This window comes from Priestia sp. USM5 (assembly GCF_058323215.1).
In genome coordinates, this window is sequence record NZ_JBSGKN010000001.1 from 3,271,703 (window position 1) to 3,298,301 (window position 26,599).

Here is a 26,599-nt window from a genome sequence, read left to right on the forward strand (position 1 = left end):
ATTACGCCTCCATTAATAATAATTCTGGATCATTTAATAAACGCTTGATTTGGTTAAGAGCGTTTTGAGCTGTTGCGCCATCGATAATACGGTGGTCAAAGCTTAGTGATAATGCTAATACTGGAGCAATTACAATTTCACCGTCGCGTACAACTGGTTTTTCAGCGATACGTCCGATACCTAGAATTGCAACTTCTGGGTGGTTGATAACTGGAGTAAACCATTGTCCACCAGCAGAACCGATATTTGTGATTGTACAAGAAGCGCCTTTCATTTCAGCAGGAGCTAATTTACCATCACGTGCTTTTCCAGCAAGGTCGTTAATTTGATCCGAAATTTCGAATACAGATTTACGATCAGCATTTTTCACAACTGGTACTAAAAGACCTTTTTCAGTGTCAGCAGCGATACCGATGTTGTAGTAATGTTTTTGAATTACTTCATCTGTAGAATCATCAATTGAAGTGTTAAGAGCTGGGAACTTCTTAAGTGCTGAAGTTAACGCTTTTACCACGTAAGGTAAGAATGTTAATTTAATACCTTGATCTGCTGCAACTGTTTTGAATTTTTTACGATGAGCAACAAGAGCTGTTACATCGATTTCATCCATTAATGTTACGTGTGGAGCAGTGTGTTTAGAGTTAACCATAGCTTTTGCGATTGCACGACGGATACCGCTCATTTTCTCGCGAGTTTCTGGTAAGTCGCCTTCAGGAATAGCTTGTGCTGCAGCTGCTTTTGGTTCAGCTGAAGCAGTTTCCTCTTTAGCTGGAGCTTCAGCAGTTGCTGTAGCTGTAGAACCACCAGATAAGAAGCTATCGATGTCATCTTTAACAATACGTCCGTTTTTACCTGAACCAGGAACAGCTTTAATGTCTACACCTTTTTCACGAGCATATTTGCGCACTGAAGGCATAGCAATTACTTTACGGTTAGGATCAACATCAGCTTGTGCTGCAGGAGCTGTTGCTTCTTCAGTCACTTCTTCAGTTGAAGCTTCTTCTTTAGCTTCTTCTGCTGGTGCATCATCATGATCGTCACCTTTGAATTTTAAGTCTTCGTATCCAGGAGCATCAAAAGTAACGATAACTTGTCCTACAGTAGCTACTGTACCTTCGTCAACTTTTACTTCTAATACTTTACCTTTTACAGGAGATGGGATTTCAACAACAGCTTTGTCATTTTGTACTTCTGCTAGTACATCATCCTCATCAATTTCATCTCCAGCTTTTACGAACCATTTTACAATTTCACCTTCGTGGATACCTTCACCGATATCCGGCAGTTTAAATTCAAATGCCACGTGTCTTCACCCTCCTAGTTAGTTGCGTTCAATTTGTTAGTGTTTATTTTATCTAAGACAGAAATCAGCATAAAGCTGATTTCTATCACAGTAAAATGCTAATTAAAATTCAAGTACTTTCTTAGCTGTTTCAACGATATCTTTGTGGTCTGGTAACCATACGCCCTCAGCTTGAGAGAATGGGAACACAGTATCCGGTGCTGTTACACGTAATACTGGTGCTTCTAAGCTTAAGATTGCACGATCGTTAATTTCAGCTACAACGTTAGCTGCGATACCAGCTTGTTTTTGAGCTTCTTGAACTACTACTACGCGACCAGTTTTTTCAACTGATGCAAGAATTGTATCGATATCTAAAGGTTGAACTGTACGTAAGTCCACTACTTCAGCAGAGATACCTTCTTTTTCTAGTTCTTCAGCTGCTTTTAATGATGAGTGTACCATTGCACCGTAAGCGATAAGCGTTACGTCTGTACCTTCACGTTTCACATCAGCTGTACCTAAGTCAATAGTGTATGATTCTTCAGGTACTTCTTGACGGAATGAACGGTAAAGCTTCATGTGCTCTAAGTATACAACCGGATCGTTATCACGGATTGATGAAATTAAAAGACCTTTTGCATCGTATGGAGTTGAAGGAATTACAACTTTTAGACCAGGTTGAGATGCTACGATACCTTCTAAGCTATCAGCGTGAAGTTCTGGTGTATGAACGCCTCCACCAAATGGTGAACGGAATGTGATTGGTGCATTCCAGCGACCGCCAGAACGGTAGCGCATACGTGCAGCTTGACCTGATACAGAATCAAGTACTTCGTATACGAAACCAAAGAATTGAATTTCAGGAACCGGACGGAAACCTTGAGTCGATAGACCCACAGCAAGACCACCGATACCAGATTCAGCTAATGGCGTATCGAATACGCGATCTTCGCCGAATTCTTGTTGAAGACCTTCAGTCGCACGGAATACTCCACCGTTTACGCCAACGTCTTCACCAAAAACTAATACGTTTTCGTCGTTTTTCATTTCTGTGCGTAACGCATCAGTAATCGCTTGAATCATTGTCATTTGCGCCATGGCTTACTTCGACTCCTTCTCTTTGTAGATTTCATATTGCTCTTGTAAGTTTGAAGGCATAGTTTCGTACATGATTTCCATTAAATCTGTAACTTTTTGTTTTGGATAATCGTCAGCCTTCTTAATAGCTTGTTTGATATCTTCTTTAGCTTGCTCGATTACTTTGTTTTCTTCTTCTTCATTCCAGATGCCTTTAGCTTCTAAGAATTTACGGAAGCGAACAAGTGGATCTTTCTTTTCCCACTCAGTGTCAAGCTCAGCTGTACGATAACGAGTTGGATCGTCACCAGCCATTGTATGTGGACCATAACGGTAAGTTAATGTTTCAATTAAAGTTGGACCTTCACCGTTTACTGCACGCTCACGAGCTTCGCTTACTGCAACGTATACTGCTAGTGCATCCATACCGTCTACTTGAACGCCTGGGATACCAACAGCCGCTGCTTTTTGAGCGATTGTACGTGCTGCAGATTGCTTTTCAACTGGTGTTGAAATTGCAAAGCGGTTGTTTTGTACAACAAAGATTGCTGGAGCTTTGAATGCACCTGCGAAGTTCATACCTTCGTAGAAGTCACCTTGTGAAGCTCCGCCGTCACCTGTATAAGTGATCGCTACTGCTTTTTTACCGCGCTTTTTAAGACCTAGTGCCACACCAGCAGTTTGCACGATTTGTGCACCGATGATGATTTGTGGAGAAAGTACATCTACACCTTCTGGCGCTTGGTTACCGTGGAAATGACCACGAGAGAATAAGAACGCTTGATATAGTGGAAGACCATGCCAAATTAACTGAGGCACATCACGGTACCCAGGTAAAATGAAGTCTTCTTTTTCTAATGCGAAATGTGAAGCGATTTGAGAAGCTTCTTGCCCAGCAGTTGGTGCATAGAAACCTAAACGACCTTGACGGTTCAATGAAATTGAACGTTGATCAAGAATACGAGTGTATACCATGCGAGTCATTAACTCTTTTAATTTTTCGTCAGATAAATCTGGCAACGCTGATTTATTTACTACTTCGCCCTCTTCATTAAGAATTTGGAACGTTTGGTACTGCTCAGCGATTTTATCAAGTTGCTTTGATACATCAATAATAGCCTTTTTAGTTTTAGCAGCCATCTAAGTCACCTCTTCCTTTCATTTAAGCCGTATAAATTCATTTTACTAATCAAACAAACATACACGCTTTTAGAATGTCCCAAATGGACAAGTAAAAGTCATATTTTGTCGAGTAGCTTTTTGAATTCGCTAATCCTTAACATTTCTATGTATTCCCCAGCGAATTCTGTGCAAACATTTACGTAAAAGGAAAGTTTAAGCGAAACGAGCGTTTCGTTAAACTGTATTAATTATTTTGCAAAAATGATTAATACAACACTTACTACGCTACCTAGTTTACAATACACTAAAACAGTTCGTCAATGCATTTACATCAAGAAATTACGCTTTTTTAGTTTGTGAAATAAAACACATAAAAAAGACATGCTGTACTATTACACAGATACAAACTGTATTATATGTTTTATAATAACCTTCTCTTTTTTTACGTCTGCACATCTCCTATCTTGCCACAAATAAACGATTTTTTAAAACAATAACCTTTTGTAATTTTTACTTGAATCGTGTCGAAACTCTTTCTTTATTTCAGAAAACCTTCCTTTTCAGCCAAAAAAAAAGACCTGTAAACTTCACAGGCCTTCTTATTTATCCTCGCTATTTTTCACCTTTAACTTCGTTTTGTTATAAAAATCTTCTTTGGCTTTGTTATAGTCAGCTGTTAGTGTGTTAAACGTTTCTTTTTTCTTTTCAACTTCTTTATAAGTAGCATTGATCGAAGCGATTTGTGTTTCAAGATTCTCTAATTTCACATTGTCTTTTTCAAAGAGCGTATATAGCTGACGATCTAATTCAATGGAATGAAGATAGGCATCATGTAAGGACTGGTAGGCCTTATAACGCTTCTTCATTAACGAAGATAGTTCAAGCGCCTCTTCTTTTGCTTTGCCGTCCTCTAGCTTTTGGATCTTTGGCTCTGTCGCTTCAAACTGTTTTTGCGAAGCGCTGATGCTTTTTTCTTCTTTTTGTAATTTATTTTCACGCTCATCTAATAACTGCTGCGCTTTTTGTGCTTTATTTTTTATTTTCTTTTTATCTTTAATCCCTAGCTCAATAATTTGGTCGTATATCGCATTTTCTTGCTGTTCTAAATCAGCTAACGGTTTTTGCTGATCAGCAAATTGCTTTTCTTGTGCTACCACTTTTTCTAATCCATTATATACCTCAAGTTCAGGCGATGAGCCCTCTGCACAGCCTGCTAGTGACATAGCAGCAATGCCAATAACTATATATCTTCCGACGCATTTCATATTTGGTAAATCCTCCCTTATTCATGGGTCATTATACAATTTTTGTAGGAAATTAGCAATTTATCTACACCCTTTTTCCACCTTTTAATATATTATACTAACCCAATCGTGAAAAAAAGGGAGTTTATTACTTTTTACCTTGGGATTGATAACTACGGGAGGTTACATTATGTTGGGTTATGGTGGATATGGCTGCGGCGGTTCTAATAAAGGTTTCGTGTTATTAATCGTACTGTTCATTTTATTAGTTATTATCGGCTGCAGCTGTGGCGGCTGGTAATTATACAATAAAAGCGGCTAACTGCCGCTTTTATGTTTTCTTATGCATGTTTTTCCAAATGTTTGATACATATAATTAGTAGAAACATTTATGTGGTCAAGGTCGAGGTAATGACTTTTTTATACGGATTTGGTACACTTTATACCTATAAAATAGCCTAGGGAGATGTGAAAGTTGATTACAATGAACGATATTATCCAAGACGGACACCCAACGCTGCGAGAAGTAGCAAAAGAAGTACCGTTACCTGCTTCTGAAGAAGACAAAAAGATTTTACATAGCTTATTAGAATATGTAAAAAACAGCCAAGACCCTGAAATTGCTGCTAAATATGGACTGCGATCTGGTATCGGACTTGCCGCTCCTCAAATTAATGTATCAAAACGAATGATTGGGGTACACGTTACGGATGAAAAAGGCAAGCTATACAGCTATGCATTATTTAACCCTAAGATCATTAGCCACTCAGTTGAAAAGACATATCTTACAGGCGGTGAAGGCTGCTTGTCTGTCGATCAAGATATCCCAGGATTTGTTCCTCGATATGCACGCATCACAGTAAAAGGCACAACGCTTGAAGGCGAAGAAGTGAAAATTCGTTTGAAAGGCCTTCCTGCTGTCGTATTTCAGCACGAGATTGATCATTTAGACGGAATTATGTTTTATGATTACATCAATAAAGAAAACCCATTTCAAGAACCTGAAAATGCTTTTCCATATGAACGCTAAAAAACGCGAGCTAGAGCTCGCGTTTTTTCTTATTTTAACAATCCTACTAGCTCTAATCCGTGGAGAATACCACCTTCTGCTACATCTTTTGTAACAAGATCAGCCACTTCTTTCACGACTTCTTCCGCATTTCCCATCGCTACGCCATTTCCGACAAACTCAAGCATTTCGATATCGTTTAAGCCGTCTCCGAATGCATATACATCTTTTTTATCAAAGCCAAGCTTTTCAATCATGGTCTCAATTCCTCGCGCTTTTGATCCACCTTTTGGGAGAACATCAGTTGAAAATTCATGCCAGCGAATAAAGTCAAATTTCTTAAATTTTTCTTCATAAGGAGCTTCTTCTCCCGCTGTACAGAATAAGAGGGATTGATAAATTTCACGCCCTTTGAAATAAGCAGGATCGTGGTGAGGGTGGGTAAATCCAATTTTCAGCGTGCTGATGCTGGATTCGATATAATCATGAAATTCAATGTTTGATTTCATATCTTCATGATCCATGTATACGACAGGATGATCATGCTCAACAGCAAAAGCCGTTAAATCCTGAAGCTCTTCTTTATTTAACGGGTTTTTGTAAAGAACTTCTCCATTTAAGACAATGTACTGACCATTAAAGCTAATATATGTTTGAATATCCAACTCTTCACGCAGATCTTTAAACATAAAAGGAGCCCTTCCAGTTGCAATTGCCACTTCATGCCCCTGCTCTTTTAACAGCTGGACAGCTTTTTTTGTAGAAGCAGGCAGTTTTTTATCATGATCCAATAACGTTCCATCAATATCAAAAAAAATAATCTTTCGTTCCACGTTTATCACCTTATTTTTTATAATTTTTTATCTCTTTGTTAAGCCTTTCCAATTATACCAAACAAGCACTGATTTCTCTATAAATGGACGTTCCTATTTACAATTTTTCCATATTTAACCACGAGAAACCTCTCCCTTTTCATCATATAATAAAAGTACAGAGAGAGACAGGCAGGTATCGCAAAAAAACAAAGGAGCTGAAAAATCATGTTAAAAGATTTTCGAAAAAGGCTGCTAAAACGCTGGAATGAATTATTGCGTAAAAAAACGATGGCATAATCGATTTTTTTAGGGCTTTCTGTTGTAAAATTTGCAGAGTGTGTGTCTGCATCGTACAATGGAATAGCCCTTATTTTTTATACGCCCGGAAAATATAGTCTTGTATCCGTTTCCTATTAATATTATTCTATAATTAATTGACTTGTTATATTTAGATGACTAAAATGTAGTGAAAGCAAGTTTCTTTAGAAAATACATGAAATACATACACATTTTATAATATAATAAAATAAGTTATTTGAATTTCGGAATTAAGGAGAGATTTTTGTTATGATTTTTAAAGTTTATTTTCAAGAAAAAATGAGTGAAGTAGCTGTACGTGAAAATACAAAAACAGTGTATGTGAACGCAGATTCTGAGCGTGACGTTCGTAAAAAGTTAAAAGCGCGTTCAATTAATATTGAGTTTGTTCAAGCAGTGACTGGAGACTATCTAGAATATGAACAACAGCATGAAGATTTTAAAGTATTGGAGATATGATGAAAATGAAATTTGTAAAAAATAATCAAACGGCAGTTTTCGCCCTGGGTGGACTAGGCGAAATTGGTAAAAATACGTATGCCGTACAGTTTCAAGATGAAATTATTCTTATTGATGCAGGAATTAAATTCCCTGAAGATGAGCTTTTAGGAATTGACTACGTTATTCCTGACTACAGTTATTTGGTGAAAAATGCAGATAAAATCCGCGGTCTTTTCGTTACACATGGTCATGAAGATCACATCGGCGGAATTCCTTACTTATTAAGAGAATTAAACATTCCTATTTATGCAGGAAAATTAGCCCTTGGACTTCTTCGCAACAAATTAGACGAGCACGGGTTGCTTCGTACAGCTCAGCTTCATGAAATTACTGAAGATGACGTAATTAAATTCCGTAAAACATCGGTAACGTTCTTCCGTACAACTCACAGTATTCCTGATTCTTACGGAATTGTGGTAAAAACACCAAACGGACAAATCGTACATACAGGAGATTTCAAGTTTGATTTTACACCAGTGGGCGAACCGGCTAACTTAACAAAAATGGCTGAAATCGGTAAAGAAGGCGTTCTATGCTTGCTTTCAGACAGTACAAACAGTGAAATTCCTAACTTTACGATGTCTGAGCGCCGCGTAGGTGACAGCATTCATGACATTTTCCGTAAAGTAGACGGCCGTATTATTTTTGCAACGTTTGCTTCAAATATTCACCGCTTACAGCAAGTAGTGGAAGCAGCCGTATTGCATAACCGCAAAGTTGCTGTATTCGGACGCAGTATGGAAGCAGCTATTGAGATTGGCCAACAGCTTGGATATATTTCATGTCCAAAAGATACGTTCATTGAGCCTTCTCAAATTAACCGAATTCCAGCTAACCGCGTGACTATTTTATGTACAGGCAGCCAAGGTGAACCGATGGCAGCGCTATCTAGAATTGCAAACGGTACTCACCGCCAAATTCAAATTATCCCTGGAGATACGGTTGTGTTCTCATCTTCACCTATTCCAGGAAATACAGTAAGTGTTAGCAAAACAATTGATATGCTATTCCGTGCAGGAGCAGAGGTTATTCACGGTGCTCTAAACGATATCCATACTTCTGGACACGGCGGACAGGAAGAGCAAAAATTAATGCTTCGTTTGATGAAACCAAAATACTTTATGCCAATTCACGGTGAGTATCGCATGCAGAAGATGCACATCAAACTTGCAACAGACTGTGGAGTTCCTGAAGAAAACTGCTTCATTATGGATAATGGAGAGGTGCTAGCTTTAAGCGACAGTGAAGCTTCAGTAGCCGGCAAAATCCCTTCAGGCTCTGTATATATTGACGGAAGCGGAATTGGTGACATTGGAAATATCGTACTTCGTGACCGCCGTATTTTATCTGAAGAAGGACTTGTTATTGTCGTTGTAAGCATCAATATGAAAGACTTCAAGATCGCTGCTGGTCCAGACATTATCTCTCGTGGTTTTGTTTATATGCGCGAATCTGGCGACTTAATTAATGATGCACAGTCCCTCATTACAAAACACTTGAACAAAGTGATGGAACGTCGTACGTCACAATGGTCTGAGATTAAAAATGAAATCACAGACACATTGGCTCCATTCCTTTACGAAAAAACAAAGCGCCGTCCAATGATTTTACCAATCATTATGGAGGTTTAATAAAAGAAAAAGAGCAGATGCAATTGCATCTGCTCTTTTTTATTAGGAACTGGCAAATTTATTTTCGAAGCGGTTGATATCTGCGTCTGCTCCAATAACAATCAACACGTCTCCTTCTTGTATCGTTTCGGACGCCTGAGGAGAAACGATGATATCTCGATCACGCTTAATGGCTACAATGTTAATACCATATTTCGCACGAATGTCTAACTCAATCAGCGTATTGCCAGCCATTCTTTTGCTTGCTACTAATTCGACAATGCTGTGTTCTTCAGATAGCTCCAAATAATCCAGCACGCTGTTTGAAATCATGTTATTGGCAATTCTTCGTCCCATATCTCGTTCGGGATGCACGATAAAATTGGCGCCAATTTTTGATAATACTTTGGCATGATAATCATTTTGCGCTTTTACCGTTATTTTTTCAACCCCCAGCTCTTTTAGTATAAGGGTCGTCAAAATACTTGCCTGAATATTGTCGCCAATAGCTACGATAACGTGATCAAAATTACGAATTCCTAAACTTTTTAGAACCCCTTCATCCATTGAATCGCCTACTACTGCATGCGAAGCAACGTTAGCATACTCATTTACCTTTTCTTCATCAATGTCAATCGCCAGAACTTCCATTCCTTGATCGCTTAATGTTTTACAAATACTTCCACCAAATCTACCTAATCCGATGACTGCAAATTCTTTTTTCATTTGAATTCCTCCATTATGTACAGGAAAAAATCTGAACTACCGTTATTTTACCACAATTCTTTTGTATCAACCTCATTTTCCCGTTAACAACGCTTATATGTCTTTACTATTTCTCATAAAAAAACAGAAGGATCAGCTCCTTCTGTTTTTTAAGCTGTAGCATGGGTTTGAACAAGGTAATAATATACGCCTTTTTGCTGCATAAGTTCCCCGTGATTGCCTGTTTCAATAATGCTTCCGTGGTCTAACACAATGATGTTATCTGCTTCTCGTATAGTCGATAGCCGATGAGCAATCATGATGGCCGTTCTGTTATTTAACAGCGTTTTAAGCGCTTGTTGAATCTTCACTTCTGTTTCTGTATCGATGCTTGCTGTCGCTTCATCTAAAATGATAATACGAGGATCAGCCAACAGCGTTCGAGCAAATGAAATCAATTGACGCTCTCCCACCGATAAAACGTTTCCTCGCTCTTCTACTTCCGTATCATAGCCTTTTTTCAGACGCTTTATAAAATCTGCAGCCCCTACCGCTTCTGCGGCCTTAATCACTTCATCATCGGTAGCATCCGGTTTTCCAAACCGAATATTCTCCGTGATGGTTCCTGAAAAAATAAAGGTTTCTTGCAGCACAATACTAATTTGTGCTCGTAAACTCGCTAACGTAATATCTTGAATAGGCATATTATCAATTAAAATCTGCCCTTTGTTCACATCATAAAAACGTGTGATTAAATTAGCAATGGACGTTTTTCCAGATCCAGTATGCCCCACTAAAGCAACCATCTGTCCTTCTTTTATTTCAATTGATACGTTGTTTAGAGCTTTACGCTTCCCATCATAAGAAAATGAGACGTGCTTGAACTCAACTTTCCCCTTCATATTCTCTAAAGACGTAGCGGTTTCCAAATCTGCGACGAGAGGTTTTTCATCTAGAAATTCAAAAATGCGCTCGGATGAAGCCATTCCCATTAATAATTGATTGTACACTTGCCCTAAACGAGAAATCGGTTCCCAAAACATCCCGAGATAAAAAGCAAATGATACAAAAATACCAATTGTTAGCCGCTCATCTTGAATAAGTGCAGCACCGAACCAAATTAAAATGGCCGTTCCGACAGCATTTGTGAGTTCTACAAACGGTCGAAACATGGCATTTTTTCGAGTAGCTTGCCTCCAGCTCTCGTAATTTTCACTGTTTATGCGATCAAAAAACAGCATATTTTCTTGTTCTTGAGCAAATGATTGAGTAACGCGAATGCCTTGAATACTCTCATTTAAATGTGAATTTAATACTGACTGCTTCATACGAACAACTTGCCATGACCGGCGGATTCTTCTTCTCAGCTTTGTAGAAATCAAAAACATAATCGGTAAAATGACTAAAACAGCACATGTCAAAGCAGGACTGAGAGAAAATAATATAACCACAATTCCCACTAACAATAAGAGGTCCATAAATAGGTTAACTACCCCGTTCGTAAATAAATCTTGAAGAGAGTTAATATCATTCATAATCCTTACAAGAATAGAGCCTCCTGAACGCGTATCAAAAAACCGGTGCGATAGCCCTTGAACATGCGTAAATAAATGTTTTCTTAAATCATATATTACGTGCTGCCCGAGTTGATTCATCCATTTAATCCGAAAGACATTTGCAATATAAGATAGGATATACAAGCTAAAAATGATGAAAACTAACTGCATGAGCAGCGTGCTATTCTTATCTTTTACAGCATGATCAAGCGTATAGACACCTATCAAAATAGGAATAGCGAGTCTAATGACCGTCGTGATAATGACCATAAGAAACGAGAAAGGAAGCAAGTTTTTTCGATATGGATGAAGATAACGAAACAAGCGGGCCATTTGCTTCCAGTTAAACGTCTTATCAATGATTTGATCTGTTTGATAATAAAAGCGCTCTCGCACAACTTTATTTTTTTCGCCTGCCATTCTATTCCTCCCCTGTTATACGTTCATCACCGACGTACTGCTTTCATATTGAATGTCGTAAATGTTTTTATAAATCCCTTGCTTTTGAATGAGCGTTTCGTGGCTTCCTCTCTCTTTTATACGACCTTCATGTAAGACCAAGATTTCATCGGCATGTCGCAAAGAAGAAAGGCGGTGCGCGATAATAAACGTCGTACGATTTTTCATCACTTCTTTTAAAGCCAATTGAATTTCTCTTTCTGTTTTCATATCAACGGCACTGGTGGCATCATCTAATACTAGAATACTAGGATTTAAGATAAGCGCTCGTGCAATCGCAATACGCTGCTTTTGCCCGCCTGATAACCCCAGTCCTCTCTCTCCCAGCATCGTATCATATCCATCTGGAAGCTCCATAATAAAATCATGCGCCTGCGCTCGTTTTGCAGCATCAATAATGTCTTCTCTAGAAATACCCGGCACGCCATAAGAGATGTTGGTTCCTATGCTGCTTGAGAACAAAAACGTTTCTTGAAGTACAAAGCTAATTTCTTTCCGAAGAACAGAGAGCGGATACTCTTTAATCGGACGATGGTTAACTAAGATCTGTCCTGAAGTCGGTTCATAAAACCTCGTGAGCAGCTGTGTTAAGCTTGTTTTGCCGGCTCCAGTTGCACCGATTAAACCTACTACTTTCCCTTTAGAAGCAGAAAACGATATGTTCTCAAGCGATTTTTTATCCTCGTTTGGATAGGATAAGCTAACATGCTGAAACTCGACCGTTCCATTAATAGAGAAACTTCCGGCATACTCATGGACTTTTTCTTCTTCTTCTAAAATTTCTAGCAGCCTTTCACCTGAAGCTTTAGACTGTGAAAACATATTGATAACAAACCCTAGATTCATAATAGGCCACATTAAATAAGAGGTTAAGCTAAAGAAAGCAACAAGCTCTCCAGGACGTACGCTTCCGTTCATAACAAGCGCTCCTCCGTAAGCAAGGAGACCAACAATAGATAAATTCCCTATAAACTCCATTAAGGGGAAATAAGTTGCCCACACATTCGCTGTTTCAATGTTTCGATTTTTATAAACTCCGTTGGAATCGTTAAATTTAGAGGTTTGAAATTTTTCTCTTGATAATGATTTGACCGTCTGTATGCCGCTTATATTTTCTTGAACATTTGTATTAAGTTCTCCAAACGATTGGCGAATTAAGCGAAACGCTGGATGAACGCGTTTATCAAAACGATAAACAGCTACCCCCAAAAAAGGCAGCAGGCAGATTGTGACAAGAGTGAGTGAAATAGAGTAATAGAACATAACGGAAAAGCTGGCAGTAAGTAAAATGACGAAGCGAATTAATTCTGAGAAGCCAAAAGATAGAAAAAAACGAAATCCTTCTACATCAGCTGTCAACCTGGACATCAAGTCCCCTGTTTTAGCATTGTCATAATAAGAAAACGGTAAATACTGAAGTTTGCGGTAAAGTTTATTGCGAAGAGTATACACGGACTTAATTCCAAATAAGTCGCCGTAATATTGCTGAATATATGTAAAGATTCCTTTGATGATCATCAGTCCAATAAAAATAAATGCTACATTATCGACTAGCTGATATTGTTTTCCTAACACGATATGATCAATCGTATATTGCAGCACAATAGGGTAAATCACAGTGATGGAGGTTACAAATAACAAGCAAATAGCAGAATAAAAAAAGTACATTCGGTACGGCAAATAAAAATCTTTTAGTTTTTTAAACGTTCCCATATACCCCGTCCTTTCCCTTAGCTAAGATGTGGCACACATATTTAAATATATCGGTTCCCGAAATAAATTACCATAATTTTTAGATATTTTTTCAAAAAAAGGTAAATAGTCATAAAAAAGAGGTCGGGATATAGCTAAATGAATCCAATCTAAAGAAGAACAAATGGAATACATGAGTTGAACTGCTTGTGATACCGCAGTTGATTTCCGTGCAAGACTTCGCTTTCCGCGGGCGGGCGCTGAGCCTCCTCGTCGCTTGCGCTCCTGTGGGGTCTCATCTGTTCCGCTTTTCCCGCAGGAGTCTTCGTCTTGCCCTCCAATTAACTTCTAGAGAGACCTAAATAGACGAAACCTATTCACTATAACAAAAAAACGAACCACCAATCAATACGTTGATTAGTGGTTCGTTTTTCACTTGGACTAAAATACTTTTGTCCCCGCTTCTTTTTTTATTGTTTTTCTACTGCATGTCCACCGAACTCATTGCGAAGAGCCGCTACTACTTTACCTGTAAACGTATCATCTTCAAGTGAGCGATAGCGCATCATTAAGGATAGAGCAATAACTGGCGTTGGCACTTGTAAATCTAATGCTGATTCTACTGTCCACTTTCCTTCTCCAGAAGAGTTCATTACTCCTCGAATCCCCTCAAGTTTTGCATCTTTTGAAAATGCACGTTCCATTAGTTCGATTAACCATGAGCGAATAACAGAGCCGTTATTCCATACGCGGGCTACGGCTTCGTAGTCATAGTCAAATTCACTTTTCTCTAGCACATCGAAGCCTTCAGCAATTGCTTGCATCATGCCGTACTCAATTCCGTTATGAACCATTTTCAAGAAGTGACCGCTTCCTGCTGCACCGGAATAGAGATAGCCGTTTTCTACGTTGATGTCGCGGAAAATAGGTTCGATTGTAGCAAATGCTTCTTTATCTCCGCCAATCATCATACAAGCGCCGTTTCGGGCACCTTCCATTCCGCCGCTCGTTCCAACATCGAAGTAGTGAATTCCTTTTTTAGCAGAAGCTGCGGCACGTCGTACGGAATCTTTATACTTAGAATTACCGCCTTCGATAATCATATCTCCTTCTTCAAGTAATTCTTGAAGCTCAGAAATTACTTTTTCTGTGAGCTCTCCGGCTGGAACCATTACCCAAGCAATGCGTGGTTTTTCTAATTTGCTTACTAATTCTTGAATGGAAGAAGCGCCTTCTGCTCCCTTTTCTGATACTTTCTGTACGGCTTCGTTGTTCACATCGAATGCTACCACAGAATGGTTATGATCTAGTAAATTCAATACTAAGTTTGCTCCCATTTTCCCTAAGCCAATCATACCTAATTTCATATGTAAATTACCTCCAATAGTAAGTTTCGTATCATGTTGTTAGTGTTAGTATGGTGTAAACTCACAAGAAAAAATCCACATTTTTATATTTCCTTTATCAGTTACTTCCTACACACAAAAAAGAAAAACATTCGATGCAAGTTCTACTAAGCATCGAATGCTTTTCACCTGTTACAACTGCCTGTATTTATTCGTTCTCGCCTAATACACGATTCACGCGCTTTTCAAGCATTTTCATACCGCTTCCACCAGCTTGGAAGTGGCGTAGCTGACCTGTTTTGTCAAATACATAATATGCCGGTACATATTGATTTTCAAATGCATCCGTTAATTTATGTTCACTGTCTACAAAAATTGGCTGCGTAATATCGTGTTCTGCTGCTACTTCTTTAATTTTTGTTAAGTCTAAATCATCTTCAGAGCGCGGCATATGAACGGCTACTACGTTTAGTTGTTCTTTGTATTGGTCGCGAAATTCATTTACTTGAGGCATTGCTTCTTTACATAGATGACAGCTTACTGACCAAAAATGAATAAGCGTTGGCTTTTCGCCAATTAGCTGCTCTTTTGTAACCTCTCCGTTTAACCATTCTGTAGCGCCCGTTAACTCAGGCATTGGCTGACGTAATTTCATGAATAAAAGCCTCCCTTGTTTTCACTATTATTGACTATATGTTCTTTATTATCCGATGAAAAAAAGGCCTAACGTGGACGTTAGACCTTTTAAACGTTGTGCTTACGCGTTTAAAGTAGCTTGACCTGGTTTCCAGTTAGCTGGGCAAAGTCCGCCAGTTTGTAACGCTTGAAGAACACGTAAAGTTTCATCAACGTCACGGCCAATATTGTTGTGGTTTACAACTGAATATTGTAATTCGCCTTCTGGGCTGATGATGAATAAACCGCGAAGTGCTACACCTTCTTCTTCAATTAAAACGCCGTACTCACGAGAAACAACGTGATTTGTATCAGCTGCTAATGGATATTTAAGATCACCTAAACCATTATCTTTACGATCAGTGTTGATCCAAGCTAAGTGTGTATGGATTGTGTCTGTAGAAACACCGATTACTTCTGCGTCAAGATCTTCAAACTCATCATAACGGTCAGAAAGTGCAGTGATTTCTGTTGGACATACAAATGTAAAGTCCATTGGATAGAAGAATAATACTGTCCATTTGTCATTTTTAATATTTTCTTCTAAGCTAACTTTACCGAATTCTTTGTTTGATAATACAGCTTCCATTTCAAAGCGTGGAGCTTGTTTACCTACCATACGTTCTGGCATACATGATCCCTCCAAATAATTATTAAATGAGAAAATGTATAAAACATTCTCACTTATGTACTGTTATAACGGTTTTCATTATAATGGATATTGTTTTTTTAGTCAATATTAATTAAGAATGAATTTAAACAACACCTTATAATGGTAACATAGTTGTTATGCCCGCCTTTAGGGCAAATTAAACCCTGACTTCAGCAAAAAAATGCTATAAAAGGGTTGCATTTATTTACCTTCTCAGTTTAGCATGTCTAATATCGGGAATAAACAAATGTGCTCATACTCTTACAAAATCTTTTCCACAGAATAAATTCCCACTTATTAATATTGAAACAGAACATAGGAAGGATGAACAACGAATGTTTAAGATGCAAGACATCAACTGGGAACAGCTTCTTACCAATGCTGGAGTTATTGTGTTAAAACTTATTGCCATTACCATTGTATTTTTACTTGTACGAGCAATTGGTAAAAAAGTTATTGAGCGTTCCTTTGAAAAAATGAGCGAGCGCGAAAATACTACGCGCGGACGCATGCTCACACTCAAAAGTTTAACCGTTAATGTGTTTTCATATGTACTTATTTTTATTTTTGTCGTCATGCTGCTTGAAGCAGTAAATATCCATGCGACAGCTCTATTAGCCGGTGCCGGAGTTGTGGGTCTAGCAATCGGGTTCGGTGCTCAAGGACTAGTTAGCGACGTTGTAACAGGTTTCTTTTTACTTCTTGAAAAACAGCTGGATGTTGACGACTATGTGACAACCGGAAGTTTTTCAGGAATTGTCGAATCAGTAGGTCTGCGTACTACTCAAATTCGCGGATTTGATGGAACTTTACACTATGTGCCTAACCGTGAAATTACAAGCTTAAGCAATCATTCCCGAGGCAATATGCGCGCGTTGATTGATATTGGCATTTCGTATGATGATGATATTGACAAAGCAATTTCCGTACTAGAAAAAGTATGTGAGCGCGTTGCTGCAACAAATGAAAACATTGTAGAAGGACCAAGCGTGATAGGAGTTCAAGGTCTAGGCGCATCGGACGTTGTGCTTCGTGTAGTTGGCAAAGCTAAAAACGGTGAGCAGTGGGGGGTTGAACGTCAGCTTCGCAAAGAGTTTAAAGAAGCATTTGACGCAAACGGTATTGATATTCCGTTCCCTCATCAAGTAAATATTGATAAAAAGCAGCCTGAAGATGCCAAGCAGCCTCAGCATGCATAAAAATAGCCGAAGGATTTATTCCTTCGGCTTTCTTTTATCCTTGTACCTTGTTGCCTACTTGCTGACAAATTTCTTCTGCCGTTAATCCGCTAGCTGTAATAACTGAGCCTTGCGTTACTGCATCAGAAATCCCCATTACGTTTGAATCCTGTCCTGTTACAACACAGCAATCGCACCCTTGTGCATCACTTTCGTTGCGTAATTGTACCACTTCATGTCCGAGCTGCTGAAGTGCAGCCTGTACATCTGTTAAACCGTATTCTACACCAATTCGTGCCATCGTTGCCCACCTCCTCATGGTATTAATTTAGCCATAAGGAAAAATGATTATACGATTTATTGATTGCCTTTATGTTCAAAATATTTTGTAATAAGTGAAATCGCCGTATCTATTGCGCCTTCATGAGGCTGCAGCTTTGCATGATGAAGCCCATATTCAGACTGAACGCCAAGCCAAAACATAAATCCAGGAATATCTTTTAGCATATAGCCAAAATCTTCTCCTGTCATTGCTTCTTTGCACTCAATGACATCCACGTCGGTTTGCGCTTTGGCAAATTCCATAAACTCTCGCGTGACTTCATGGTGATTATATACTTGATGATACATACATCCATAATCAATGGCTGTTTCACACTGATACCCTACTTCTACTCCTTTAACAATCGCTTCAATTCGTTCTTTAACACGCTTCATTGATTCAGGAGATAGCGTGCGAATGGTTCCTTCTATGCGAGCTCGCTCCGCAATAATATTTTGAACCGTCCCCCCTTGAATTTTTCCTACTGTAATTACAGCGCTGTCTAGCGGATCAACGTTGCGAGCAACAATCGTTTGAAGCTGTGAAACGAGCTGACATGCAGCGACTACCATATCATTTGTTGTATGTGGATAAGCAGCATGACCGCCTTTTCCTTTTAAATCAATAAATAGCTCAGACGTGTTAGCAAATAGTAACCCTTCCTTCAGCGCAATCGACCCAACCGGATATTCAGGAGCTACGTGAAGGGCAAAGATGAAATCTGGAAGCCATTCTTTCATGATATCGCTTTGGAGCATTGGCTGTGCTCCTCCTGGACCTTCTTCTGCAGGCTGAAAGATGAACAGTACGTTATCTTTGATTTCATGCTGAGCAAAGTAAGTCAGTACGCCTAGCCCAATGGCCATATGCATATCATGTCCGCAGGCATGCATGAGTCCTTCATGCTGTGATTGAAAAGAATAATTCGTTTCTTCCGTGATAGGAAGACCGTCAATATCTGCTCGGTAGCCTATTGTTTTAGTTGGGTTTGTACCATGTACTTTAACAAAGAGTCCCGTTTTCCACGTCTTTACTTCTAAGCGCTCTTGCGGAAGAGTGTTAATATAATCAAGCAAAAAACGCTGTGTTTTCACCTCTTGAAACCCTAATTCAGGAATTTTATGTAGCTCTCTTCTTATTTTCACAAATTTATTTTCAGCCATGTGTATGTCCTCCTCACGAAATAAAGAAGAAAGCGTGGTTGCCCACGCTTCCAACTTGTCCATATGATACGTTTAAGGATTCAGTATCCCAATCGCTAAAACCTATTAATTCAGCAAAGAAAAAGCGCAAACTGATCGTTTTTCTTATTCTTCGTTTAATTGACGCAATTCTTGCTTGATTTCTGTTTTAGACTTTGTTTTTTCGTCAATTTCTTTAATAACGCGTGCTGGCGTACCTGCTACTACTGTGTAAGGAGCTACATCTTCGACCACAATTGCACCTGCAGCAACTACGGCACCTTTACCTACTGTTACCCCTTCAAGAACAACAGCATTAGCACCGATTACTACATCATCTTCTACTACAACTGGTTTTGCAGAAGGTGGCTCAATAACACCAGCTAATACAGAACCTGCGCCGATATGACAATTTTTACCTACTGTTGCACGACCACCAAGTACTACGTTCATGTCGATCATTGTTCCTTCACCGATTACAGAACCGATGTTAATCGATGCACCCATCATAATAACAGCGTTGTCGCCGATTTCAACTTGATCGCGAATAATAGCGCCTGGCTCAATACGGGCTTTAATTCCTTTCATATCTAATAAAGGAATCGCAGAGTTGCGGCGATCGTTTTCAATTACGTAGTCTTCAATTTTTCCTTCGTTTGCTTCAATAGCAGCTTTGATTTCTTTCCATTCACCAAATACTACACCTGTGTTGCCCGTTACAAATGTTTTAGAAGATGAACCAAAGTCAATTCCTTCTACTTCACCTTTTACGTAAACTTTTACCGGTGTTGATTTTGTACTGTTTTGAATAAATGAGATAATCTCATTAGCATCCATCATTTTCATTATGTATTCCTCCTAAGTAAGCAATGTCTCATTTAATGTAACAAAATGCTTTCACAATGACAAGCATCATTATCGTTTTAATAAAAAGATAACGATTGCAAATAAAAAAAAGCGAGCACCTGAGCTCGCTTTAGACCGTTTCTCTTACGTATTCACGTACAATATCAACAAATGCTCGAACTTGCTTCAGTTTAAACGCTGATTCATATCCAACTAAAGAAGTGTCTCGTGTAATTGGCTCGCCATTTGCTTTTAGAAGCGGCGTCCGATGAATATGGCTTCCAGCTTCTTTGATAGCAATCGATGGTAAAATAGCGAAACCAAGACCATTTAAAGCCATTTGTTTACACGTCTCAATCTGATCCACTACAATCGTACGCTTCGGTGTAGTATGAAACTCTCGATGCCACCATTCTAAAATTTCTTGATAATACGTTGAGTCACTTTTAAATTGAATAAATGGTCGATGAGTATTTACTACTTCCGCTGCCCTTTCAATTTCTGAATCAACTAGGTAAAGAGGATCTGTAAACAAATGTTCTTTGACGCCTTTCCAATCCGGATTTCCGCGTATGATTCCAATATGTACCTCATCTTCGTACAGGTAGCGAAGCATTTCACTGCTCCAGCCGGTTACAAGAGAGATTTTAGCATGTGGGTAACGATCCATATAGCGTTTTAACACCGCCGGCAGCCAGTGCTGTCCAATAATCGAAGCCACCGCTAATTTGAGTGTACCATATACTTCATTATCTAAATGATGCAAGTCCTCGCGAACCCGATCTTCTTTTTCTACTACTTCTTTTGCAAATTGAACAATCTTTTCTCCAGCAGGCGTTAATGACAGTCCTTTTTGCGAACGAATGAAGATTTGTGTATCCCATGCTTTTTCAATGGTTTGCAGCCTCTGTGATAAAGCTGGTTGCGATACAAATAATCTCTCTGCAGCTTTTCTCATATTTAATTCTTGAGCTAATACAACGAGCATTCGACATTCTATTAATTGCATTCAGTTATTCCTTTCAAGCCTCTTTTTACTTTCATTTTACCTTTATCATATAAGAAAAAAACGGAGAAAGATAGGCTGAAACACGATTTCTTAAAAAAATTATTGAAATGACTCTTTCGGGAGAATGATGGACTGCCTTCTTAATGACTTTAACAAATTTCTTCGCGTTAAAATCCCTTCAAAAATACCATCTTCATTCTCTACGCACAAAAAAGGATGGTTAATCATGGCATTTATGACTTTTAATACGGATTTTTTCATGGAGACACGAGGAACATTTTGATTCATAACTTCTTCTACTTTCATGGTTTCTAATCGTTCAAATTCAATGCGCTTTAACCCTAAAATCGAATCTAAAATAAGCGTCATGCTCACGAACCCCTGCAGCTGAAACCTTGGATTTAATACGGGAATGGACGTATAGCCAGTCTTTGTTAACACAAGTAAAGCATGTTCTAAATTATTTCCCACTTGAACATGAGCAACTTTATCAGAAGTGACAAGCAAATCTCGAAGTTCAATTTGATTTAACTGATTGTGATCAATATCAATCATTTATACATTCTCCTTCCATTTCTCATAACTTCCACGTGTGTAAAGAGAAAAAGAACAAGCTACAAAATGAAAATAGCTTGCTTACGTAAATGCGAACCTTTAAGAGGGAATAGAAGCAGACACACTCGATGTTCTCCCTTATATGTTAAGTCTAGATTTTTTTAAAACAAGTGTCAACGAAAGTTCATAATTATCTGAATTTTTTATTTTGCTTTTTTTACAGCATTCGACCCTTTCCTTCCATTTATCAGAAAATCCGCTATCACTTTGTCGGTATTTCTCGGGAAAATAGGACAGAAGCCACCGCAAAAACTCCATACGCAGTAACAAAAAAATGCCGCAAAGTATAAAATCCTTTGCGGCATTCGTTTTGCTTTATCCCTTAATGAATAAGTTCAAAAATTTCAATTGCAATCATATCAACGTTATCAAATTGATAAACAGCTGGCTTTTCACCATCTTGATATACTTCAAGTTCGTATGTTTCAGTTTTTGCATGATATTTCACGCTGCAAATTCTTTTTCCCTCTACTTCGAAGAAGCGTTGTGGCGCTTCACTTCCACTTGCTTGCTCACGGAGATTCACAAGACGAGTTAAAATACCTTGTAATTGTGACATATAATCTCTCCTTTCACCTATTACATCATTACGCATTCGACTTTTCTACAATATCAATTCAAATAAGTACTTTATCTAAACTAATACTTAAAAGACACCATTTCACTATATGCCACATACTAAAAAAACACAAGTACTTTACGTGATTTTTCATAAGAAAATGCCTTATTATAGCGATATATGTCGTTTTTTATTATAATAACATAGCGATATACTATGTATCATCCAAAACTTCATTCTACTTTAACACCATTCATTTTGATATAGGGAGGTGCTTTCATTGAGATCTATAGAGCTGTACACACAACCAGCTTGCCCACCTTGCGAAATTGTTAAACAGTTTTTACAGCATCACCACGTTTCCTATAAAGAATTTGACGTATCTAAAGATGCTTCTGCTCGAAAACGAATGACTACTGAGTTAGAGTCTTATTCCACTCCGACTATTCGTGTTGATCAGGAAATTATCAGAGGGTTTGACCTTCAAGCGCTTGAGAAGCTTCTGAACATTGGGTAACAGAAACACTCAAAATAAGCTTTTCTCGGCTATTTTGAGTGTTTCTTACTATATATAAGCTTTTGCACCTTCCATTTCCCCTGTTTTTTTACTAAAGTGATCATTTCATAATGATCTTGGTATTTTACTCGTTCATTATGCACAGCCGGAAAAAATTGATAGACATAAGCTTTGTTTTGGTCGGAATGAAGAGCTACCTTCGTCTGTTCATCGAAAGAAAAGAAAGGGATGTAGTGTGTTAAATATTCAGGTCCCTCTCCGACATATCCTTGAGCTTTTTGTAGGAGAGCCTCATTAAAAAATACGGATGCATACTCATCATCTAAAAATAATTTCAGCTCACGAGCAGCATCTTGATTAGCATGGGCAGACGCAGCTCTTAGCTGAGCCTGATAAGCGTCCTGCAAATTTATAAAGATTTCATGCCTAATCTCTCCTGACACTTCTGCATGAACAGATTTTCCTGAGTACAAGATCATCATCAAAAAGACAAGTAAGCATATTTTCTTCAAATTAACTCAGCTCCTTCGCTTCTTTTTTATTAGAATTCCGAAATTTCCCCTGCCTATGCATATCTCTATAACCGACTGTCGTTCCCCTCTAAAAAAACATAAAAAACCGGCAACCACTTTTGCTGATTGCCGGTTTAACTTCAACTTATATATTCTCTACAAAACGTCTCTTTCATATAAAAAAGAATATGAAATATCAAGGAATATATAGTGCATATTATCAATCGGATACGAAAAAGTCCGGATATTCTCACCTGTTTCAATATCATTATACAAATCTGATAATATGCCTTTTTTTTCATAGCTCATTCGAATAATATTCTCAAGAAAATATGGGCGCCAGCTCCAATTTTTCTTTACATATTCAGGCTCAAGAATCCAATCCTCGTTTTTCTTTACATAGTTAGAAGACTTTTGAAATCCATTTTCATCGCAGATGTAAAGGCGAAAACACACGTTGGATAGTTCTTCTGCAATAACAGGCAGCATATCGTCATACGTTTCTAGCTTTCTGCACTTTGTCATTACCTGCTGCATTTTATCTTGAAAGCGTTCCGTCAGCTGGTAAACAGCAAGCAGCTTTTTCTTTTCATGAGCGATATACATTTCGAAACGTTCCTTTAGTTTATCCTTTAAGATGTTCGGATCGACAAGTTCAGCAGCCGGCTTATGTAAATAATAACCTTGAAAATATCTGCCTCCGTTTCTCCATGCATACTGCAGCTGATAGGAGGCTTCTATATCTTCATATAGAAGCGTAGCACCCATTTTTCTTGCTAAAAGAGATAAAGAATACAATACGTCTTGATACGACTGCGCCATGTCCGTTTGTCTTAGAATATGTAAATCTACTTTTAAGATATCTGGTGACAGCAACCCAATTCTGTCTAGATTACTACTTTCTTTTCCTATATTATCAATTGCAATCTTAATACCATATGTTTGATAATACTTTAGTAAGTGTTGAAGCGATTCCAAATCTCCACTAAAATTGTGTTCTGTAATTTCGAGAACAATTCGATCAAGCGATAATCCTTTATTTTCGAAAAGTTGCAATAATTCTAGCAAGGATTCTCCATGATCGTTCATTAATAAATTAGGGTTCTGATTAATAAAAATTAAAAATTGTTCTTCCTGGGTCAACATATGCTCGAGCGCTTGTGTTAAAACAGCATAATCAACTTCTATGCGATATTCATCCGGAATCGCATCATCATGAAAGAATGGGCCGAGACTTTCAATTTCCCCTTCATTTTGAAACCTCGCCAACACTTCATAGCCAATTACTCTGTGTCCATCTGCACTAAAAATTGCTTGATAATACGGAAGAGTTTTCTCTATGTTTGTTAATACATCTAACGGGTCCACTCAACTCTCCCCTCTCCTTGTTCACTTTACGTTAGTATAATACGAATAGCATAATTTTGCTAGTCCTTCTAGGTTTGCTTTGTACTTTTTAGTGCGTATCCAACCTTAAAAAGGATGCTGATTTAGCCACTGTCCCCCGTCCATTGTGATGCATTCCCCATTGATATAAGATGCTTCATCGGAGAATAAGAAACTAGCTAATCCTGCTATTTCCTCAGGAGTTCCAAGGCGTCCTAATGGTACAGAATTCAATGTACACGCTTTCATTTTTTCTGACTCAAATAACTTATCGGCTCCTCCTGTTCGCTCGATCGGCCCCGGCGCAATCGCATTCACCCGTATACCGTATTTCTTTCCCCACTCTACTGCGAGCGTGCGCGTCATGGTTAAAACTCCTGACTTGGCACAAGCTGAATGAATAACACCTGCTCCTGCGTTCCACGCATATGTAGCCACAATGTTTGTAATGGCTCCTTTTGTACCTTTATCGATCCAATATTTCCCTACTGCGGAACTGCAATAAAATGTACCATTTAATACAATATTAATTACGCTGTTCCATCCGTTAACGGATAAGTCTTCAGCTGCACATATAAAATTCCCTGCAGCATTATTAACTAAAAAATCAATTTGTCCAAATGCCTTGTCTGTTTCTTGAACCATTCGTTCCACATCTTCTGGATTGCGTACATCCATCACCACGGAAAGTACCTGTCCATCAAACGTTTTAATTTCCTTTTCTGTCTCTTGTAATCGATCGGCTGACCTACCTGTGATTACCACATGAGCACCTTGTTCTGCAAATCGCTTCGCCATATGTTTTCCCATTCCACTTGAACCGCCAGTAACAATTACGACCTTGTTCTTCAATTTATCTTCCTCCCCAAAACATAAGTGTTTTACAACTATTATTTTACTATTTTTTCTGAATAAAGTGAAACTTTTATCTATTTAACTTAAAAGCAGACTTCTCGTTGTGATGATAAAAAAAACAATGCTATAATGAAAACTTGAAAACTATAAGGAATAGGTTGATTTTGCATGAAAAAGACGTATACAAGACGATCTTTTTTGAAAGGACTAGCGTCTATTTCGTTAGGGTCTTTGCTCACCACGTCTTTTGGGTATACATATGCCAAATATATTGAGCCTAGACGTCTGCAAATTGTTCGTCATACAATTACTTCTAAAAACATTCCGAAAAGCTTTAACGGAATAAAAATTTTACAATTTAGTGATATTCACCTTGGACTCTCTTATGATTTATTACAACTTGAACAGCTTATGGTAACCATAAATAATTTGAAGCCTACTATTATATTATTTACTGGAGATTTAATGGATGTACCTAATGAATACCCGCATCCAGAAAGAATTCCCCCGATTTTACAGAGGCTTCAGGCTCCTCTTGGAAAATACGCAATATATGGAAACCATGATCATGGAGGGTATGGAACAAATATCTACAAACAAGCCATTGAAGACGCAGGATTTAGACTTCTAGTAAATGAAGTTGACACGGTTTCCATGCCCGATAAAAGCTACATTCATATTTGTGGACTCGATGATATTATGCTTGGGAATCCACAATATGAGGGAACGCTAGGACAATTACAGCCGGATATCTTTTCTATTGCTATGATTCATGAACCTGACGTTGCTGTCAAAGCAGCTCCTTTTCCAGTGGATCTTCAGCTCTCCGGCCACAGTCATGGAGGCCAAATTCAAATTCCTTTTTACGGTCCTTTGATTACACCGCCCTTTGGGACGGTTTACCCTGAAGGAATGTACGAAGTTGGAGATTCTAAAATGAAGCTTTATGTGAATAGAGGCTTAGGAACCACGCGCATTCCTTTTCGTTTTTTAGCTACGCCTGAAATTACGCTTTTCACCTTGCAATCAACATAAAAACGCCCTTACAGGGCGTTTTTATGTTTTTTTGTCTTTTTTTAGCTGATCATGACCGCCTAATTCTAGTCTTAAAGAAATAAACCAGGCTCAAAAACTTCCGTTCAGCCATACACTACAAAGACAACTGACAAGGAGGTTAAATTATGTACTATCAATATCCCTATACAGGATATCGTAATATTCCAAATGGTGACGAGCGCTTTTTTGGATTTCCTTTTGTTGCTGGCTTAGCTGGTGGGCTGCTTGGCGGACTAGCTGTTGGCGGCTTTGGAGGCAGACCTGGGTGCTGTCCACCACCTTATCCTTATCCCGTTCCGTTTTACGGCGGTGGATTTCCTGGAGGAGGCTACCCTGGTGCCGGCTTTGGAGGCGTTGGATTTTCTGGAGGAGGCTACCCTGGTGCCGGTTATGGAGGCGGTGCTCCTGTTTATAACACATACTACGGACCTGGATACGGTCCTGGTGGTCCCATTCCTAGATAATAACATGACTAAAAAGCCGAGCACTCGGCTTTT

28 protein-coding genes are annotated in these 26,599 nt (G+C 38.6%); 8 read left to right on the forward strand and 20 right to left on the reverse strand.

Going from position 1 to position 26,599, the window contains the following annotated elements:
* Position 1 precedes the first annotated feature (1 nt).
* From ACWATA_RS17530 to ACWATA_RS17545, 4 genes are all read right to left on the reverse strand, one after another.
* On the reverse strand, positions 2-1,303 hold the full coding sequence (locus tag ACWATA_RS17530) for a dihydrolipoamide acetyltransferase family protein (RefSeq protein WP_028407941.1): 1,302 nt from the start codon (positions 1,301-1,303) through the stop codon (positions 2-4).
* A 102-nt stretch (positions 1,304-1,405) separates the two neighbouring features.
* Entirely contained in the window at positions 1,406-2,383 is a 978-nt protein-coding gene (locus ACWATA_RS17535) for an alpha-ketoacid dehydrogenase subunit beta (RefSeq protein WP_013056055.1), read from the reverse strand.
* Between the two features lie 3 nt (positions 2,384-2,386).
* Entirely contained in the window at positions 2,387-3,502 is a 1,116-nt protein-coding gene (gene pdhA / locus ACWATA_RS17540; RefSeq protein WP_013056054.1) for a pyruvate dehydrogenase (acetyl-transferring) E1 component subunit alpha, read from the reverse strand.
* 581 nt (positions 3,503-4,083) lie between these two features.
* On the reverse strand, positions 4,084-4,749 hold the full coding sequence (locus ACWATA_RS17545) for a YkyA family protein (protein WP_028407940.1): 666 nt from the start codon (positions 4,747-4,749) through the stop codon (positions 4,084-4,086).
* A 169-nt stretch (positions 4,750-4,918) separates the two neighbouring features.
* Between ACWATA_RS17545 and ACWATA_RS17550 the strand changes: the two genes are divergently transcribed.
* Positions 4,919-5,029 carry a YjcZ family sporulation protein gene (locus ACWATA_RS17550; RefSeq protein WP_016763434.1) on the forward strand — a complete coding sequence of 37 codons (111 nt, stop codon included), beginning with the start codon at positions 4,919-4,921 and terminating at the stop codon, positions 5,027-5,029.
* 174 nt (positions 5,030-5,203) lie between these two features.
* Positions 5,204-5,758 (forward strand): peptide deformylase, encoded by a 555-nt coding sequence (gene def, locus ACWATA_RS17555; protein ID WP_013056051.1) that lies wholly within the window; start codon positions 5,204-5,206, stop codon positions 5,756-5,758.
* 29 nt (positions 5,759-5,787) lie between these two features.
* On the opposite strand, the gene ACWATA_RS17560 is transcribed toward def, so the two are convergent.
* A complete protein-coding gene (locus tag ACWATA_RS17560) occupies positions 5,788-6,570 on the reverse strand; it encodes a Cof-type HAD-IIB family hydrolase (RefSeq protein WP_033578407.1) in 783 nt (260 codons plus the stop codon).
* A gap of 549 nt (positions 6,571-7,119) precedes the next feature.
* Here ACWATA_RS17560 and ACWATA_RS17565 point away from each other — a divergent pair.
* A complete protein-coding gene (locus ACWATA_RS17565) occupies positions 7,120-7,329 on the forward strand; it encodes a DNA-dependent RNA polymerase subunit epsilon (protein ID WP_013056049.1) in 210 nt (69 codons plus the stop codon).
* 5 nt (positions 7,330-7,334) lie between these two features.
* Entirely contained in the window at positions 7,335-9,002 is a 1,668-nt protein-coding gene (rnjA, locus tag ACWATA_RS17570) for a ribonuclease J1 (protein ID WP_013056048.1), read from the forward strand.
* 42 nt (positions 9,003-9,044) lie between these two features.
* Here the strand turns inward: rnjA and ACWATA_RS17575 are convergent, their stop codons facing one another.
* From ACWATA_RS17575 to ACWATA_RS17600, 6 genes are all read right to left on the reverse strand, one after another.
* A complete protein-coding gene (locus ACWATA_RS17575) occupies positions 9,045-9,707 on the reverse strand; it encodes a potassium channel family protein (RefSeq protein WP_028414113.1) in 663 nt (220 codons plus the stop codon).
* A gap of 149 nt (positions 9,708-9,856) precedes the next feature.
* Positions 9,857-11,662: an ABC transporter ATP-binding protein gene (locus ACWATA_RS17580; RefSeq protein WP_473050002.1), complete on the reverse strand. Its 1,806-nt coding sequence runs from the start codon at positions 11,660-11,662 to the stop codon at positions 9,857-9,859.
* A gap of 15 nt (positions 11,663-11,677) precedes the next feature.
* Positions 11,678-13,414 (reverse strand): ABC transporter ATP-binding protein, encoded by a 1,737-nt coding sequence (locus ACWATA_RS17585; RefSeq protein ID WP_473050003.1) that lies wholly within the window; start codon positions 13,412-13,414, stop codon positions 11,678-11,680.
* 449 nt (positions 13,415-13,863) lie between these two features.
* A complete protein-coding gene (gnd, locus tag ACWATA_RS17590; protein ID WP_473050004.1) occupies positions 13,864-14,760 on the reverse strand; it encodes a phosphogluconate dehydrogenase (NAD(+)-dependent, decarboxylating) in 897 nt (298 codons plus the stop codon).
* A gap of 187 nt (positions 14,761-14,947) precedes the next feature.
* A complete protein-coding gene (locus ACWATA_RS17595) occupies positions 14,948-15,394 on the reverse strand; it encodes a TlpA family protein disulfide reductase (protein WP_028414116.1) in 447 nt (148 codons plus the stop codon).
* 102 nt (positions 15,395-15,496) lie between these two features.
* Positions 15,497-16,045, reverse strand: a complete 549-nt coding sequence (locus ACWATA_RS17600) for a peroxiredoxin (RefSeq protein ID WP_014461006.1) — start codon at positions 16,043-16,045, stop codon at positions 15,497-15,499.
* A gap of 356 nt (positions 16,046-16,401) precedes the next feature.
* Here ACWATA_RS17600 and ACWATA_RS17605 point away from each other — a divergent pair, with 356 nt between their 5' ends.
* Entirely contained in the window at positions 16,402-17,265 is an 864-nt protein-coding gene (locus tag ACWATA_RS17605) for a mechanosensitive ion channel family protein (RefSeq protein WP_014461007.1), read from the forward strand.
* Positions 17,266-17,299: 34 nt separating this feature from the next.
* Here the strand turns inward: ACWATA_RS17605 and ACWATA_RS17610 are convergent, their stop codons facing one another.
* The 6 genes from ACWATA_RS17610 to ACWATA_RS17635 form a co-directional block, all read right to left on the reverse strand.
* Entirely contained in the window at positions 17,300-17,545 is a 246-nt protein-coding gene (locus ACWATA_RS17610; protein ID WP_013056040.1) for a YkuS family protein, read from the reverse strand.
* Positions 17,546-17,601: 56 nt separating this feature from the next.
* The gene (locus ACWATA_RS17615) at positions 17,602-18,729 is read right to left on the reverse strand and encodes an N-acetyldiaminopimelate deacetylase (RefSeq protein WP_028414117.1); all 1,128 of its coding nucleotides are present in this window, start codon (positions 18,727-18,729) and stop codon (positions 17,602-17,604) included.
* Between the two features lie 144 nt (positions 18,730-18,873).
* Complete coding sequence (dapD, locus tag ACWATA_RS17620; protein WP_013082280.1) at positions 18,874-19,593, reverse strand: 2,3,4,5-tetrahydropyridine-2,6-dicarboxylate N-acetyltransferase; 720 nt, start codon at positions 19,591-19,593, stop codon at positions 18,874-18,876.
* Between the two features lie 130 nt (positions 19,594-19,723).
* Entirely contained in the window at positions 19,724-20,602 is an 879-nt protein-coding gene (ccpC, locus tag ACWATA_RS17625) for a transcriptional regulator CcpC (protein WP_013056037.1), read from the reverse strand.
* 99 nt (positions 20,603-20,701) lie between these two features.
* Entirely contained in the window at positions 20,702-21,157 is a 456-nt protein-coding gene (cbpB, locus tag ACWATA_RS17630; RefSeq protein ID WP_013056036.1) for a cyclic-di-AMP-binding protein CbpB, read from the reverse strand.
* 382 nt (positions 21,158-21,539) lie between these two features.
* On the reverse strand, positions 21,540-21,776 hold the full coding sequence (locus tag ACWATA_RS17635) for a YkuJ family protein (protein ID WP_013056035.1): 237 nt from the start codon (positions 21,774-21,776) through the stop codon (positions 21,540-21,542).
* Between the two features lie 280 nt (positions 21,777-22,056).
* Here ACWATA_RS17635 and ACWATA_RS17640 point away from each other — a divergent pair, with 280 nt between their 5' ends.
* Positions 22,057-22,293 carry a glutaredoxin domain-containing protein gene (locus ACWATA_RS17640; RefSeq protein ID WP_013056034.1) on the forward strand — a complete coding sequence of 79 codons (237 nt, stop codon included), beginning with the start codon at positions 22,057-22,059 and terminating at the stop codon, positions 22,291-22,293.
* 29 nt (positions 22,294-22,322) lie between these two features.
* Here ACWATA_RS17640 and ACWATA_RS17645 read toward each other — a convergent pair whose 3' ends face one another.
* The 3 genes from ACWATA_RS17645 to fadH all read right to left on the reverse strand — a co-directional run bounded on the left by ACWATA_RS17645 (position 22,323) and on the right by fadH (position 25,043).
* On the reverse strand, positions 22,323-22,805 hold the full coding sequence (locus ACWATA_RS17645) for a DUF3993 domain-containing protein (protein ID WP_033578404.1): 483 nt from the start codon (positions 22,803-22,805) through the stop codon (positions 22,323-22,325).
* A 156-nt stretch (positions 22,806-22,961) separates the two neighbouring features.
* On the reverse strand, positions 22,962-24,173 hold the full coding sequence (locus ACWATA_RS17650) for an EAL domain-containing protein (protein ID WP_013056032.1): 1,212 nt from the start codon (positions 24,171-24,173) through the stop codon (positions 22,962-22,964).
* Positions 24,174-24,278: 105 nt separating this feature from the next.
* Positions 24,279-25,043, reverse strand: a complete 765-nt coding sequence (fadH, locus tag ACWATA_RS17655; protein ID WP_310884266.1) for a 2,4-dienoyl-CoA reductase — start codon at positions 25,041-25,043, stop codon at positions 24,279-24,281.
* Between the two features lie 171 nt (positions 25,044-25,214).
* Between fadH and ACWATA_RS17660 the strand changes: the two genes are divergently transcribed.
* The gene (locus ACWATA_RS17660; RefSeq protein WP_013082275.1) at positions 25,215-26,081 is read left to right on the forward strand and encodes a metallophosphoesterase; all 867 of its coding nucleotides are present in this window, start codon (positions 25,215-25,217) and stop codon (positions 26,079-26,081) included.
* Between the two features lie 146 nt (positions 26,082-26,227).
* Positions 26,228-26,566, forward strand: coding sequence for a hypothetical protein (locus tag ACWATA_RS17665; protein ID WP_014461015.1), 339 nt, complete (start codon positions 26,228-26,230; stop codon positions 26,564-26,566).
* Positions 26,567-26,599: the final 33 nt, after the last annotated feature.

Bases quoted from the DNA above. Each gene is read 5' to 3' on its own strand.
- dapD (WP_013082280.1), bottom strand. From the start codon at position 19,593: ATGAAAATGATGGATGCTAATGAGATTATCTCATTTATTCAAAACAGT.
- ACWATA_RS17615 (WP_028414117.1), bottom strand. From the start codon at position 18,729: ATGGCTGAAAATAAATTTGTGAAAATAAGAAGAGAGCTACATAAAATT.
- rnjA (WP_013056048.1), top strand. From the start codon at position 7,335: ATGAAATTTGTAAAAAATAATCAAACGGCAGTTTTCGCCCTGGGTGGA.
- ccpC (WP_013056037.1), bottom strand. From the start codon at position 20,602: ATGCAATTAATAGAATGTCGAATGCTCGTTGTATTAGCTCAAGAATTA.
- pdhA (WP_013056054.1), bottom strand. From the start codon at position 3,502: ATGGCTGCTAAAACTAAAAAGGCTATTATTGATGTATCAAAGCAACTT.
- ACWATA_RS17635 (WP_013056035.1), bottom strand. From the start codon at position 21,776: ATGTCACAATTACAAGGTATTTTAACTCGTCTTGTGAATCTCCGTGAG.
- ACWATA_RS17595 (WP_028414116.1), bottom strand. From the start codon at position 15,394: ATGAAATTACGTCAGCCAATGCCTGAGTTAACGGGCGCTACAGAATGG.
- ACWATA_RS17535 (WP_013056055.1), bottom strand. From the start codon at position 2,383: ATGGCGCAAATGACAATGATTCAAGCGATTACTGATGCGTTACGCACA.
- ACWATA_RS17545 (WP_028407940.1), bottom strand. From the start codon at position 4,749: ATGAAATGCGTCGGAAGATATATAGTTATTGGCATTGCTGCTATGTCA.
- ACWATA_RS17575 (WP_028414113.1), bottom strand. From the start codon at position 9,707: ATGAAAAAAGAATTTGCAGTCATCGGATTAGGTAGATTTGGTGGAAGT.
- ACWATA_RS17665 (WP_014461015.1), top strand. From the start codon at position 26,228: ATGTACTATCAATATCCCTATACAGGATATCGTAATATTCCAAATGGT.
- ACWATA_RS17565 (WP_013056049.1), top strand. From the start codon at position 7,120: ATGATTTTTAAAGTTTATTTTCAAGAAAAAATGAGTGAAGTAGCTGTA.
- ACWATA_RS17550 (WP_016763434.1), top strand. From the start codon at position 4,919: ATGTTGGGTTATGGTGGATATGGCTGCGGCGGTTCTAATAAAGGTTTC.
- ACWATA_RS17610 (WP_013056040.1), bottom strand. From the start codon at position 17,545: ATGGCACGAATTGGTGTAGAATACGGTTTAACAGATGTACAGGCTGCA.
- cbpB (WP_013056036.1), bottom strand. From the start codon at position 21,157: ATGATTGATATTGATCACAATCAGTTAAATCAAATTGAACTTCGAGAT.
- ACWATA_RS17585 (WP_473050003.1), bottom strand. From the start codon at position 13,414: ATGGGAACGTTTAAAAAACTAAAAGATTTTTATTTGCCGTACCGAATG.
- ACWATA_RS17605 (WP_014461007.1), top strand. From the start codon at position 16,402: ATGTTTAAGATGCAAGACATCAACTGGGAACAGCTTCTTACCAATGCT.
- gnd (WP_473050004.1), bottom strand. From the start codon at position 14,760: ATGAAATTAGGTATGATTGGCTTAGGGAAAATGGGAGCAAACTTAGTA.
- ACWATA_RS17580 (WP_473050002.1), bottom strand. From the start codon at position 11,662: ATGGCAGGCGAAAAAAATAAAGTTGTGCGAGAGCGCTTTTATTATCAA.
- ACWATA_RS17600 (WP_014461006.1), bottom strand. From the start codon at position 16,045: ATGCCAGAACGTATGGTAGGTAAACAAGCTCCACGCTTTGAAATGGAA.
- ACWATA_RS17660 (WP_013082275.1), top strand. From the start codon at position 25,215: ATGAAAAAGACGTATACAAGACGATCTTTTTTGAAAGGACTAGCGTCT.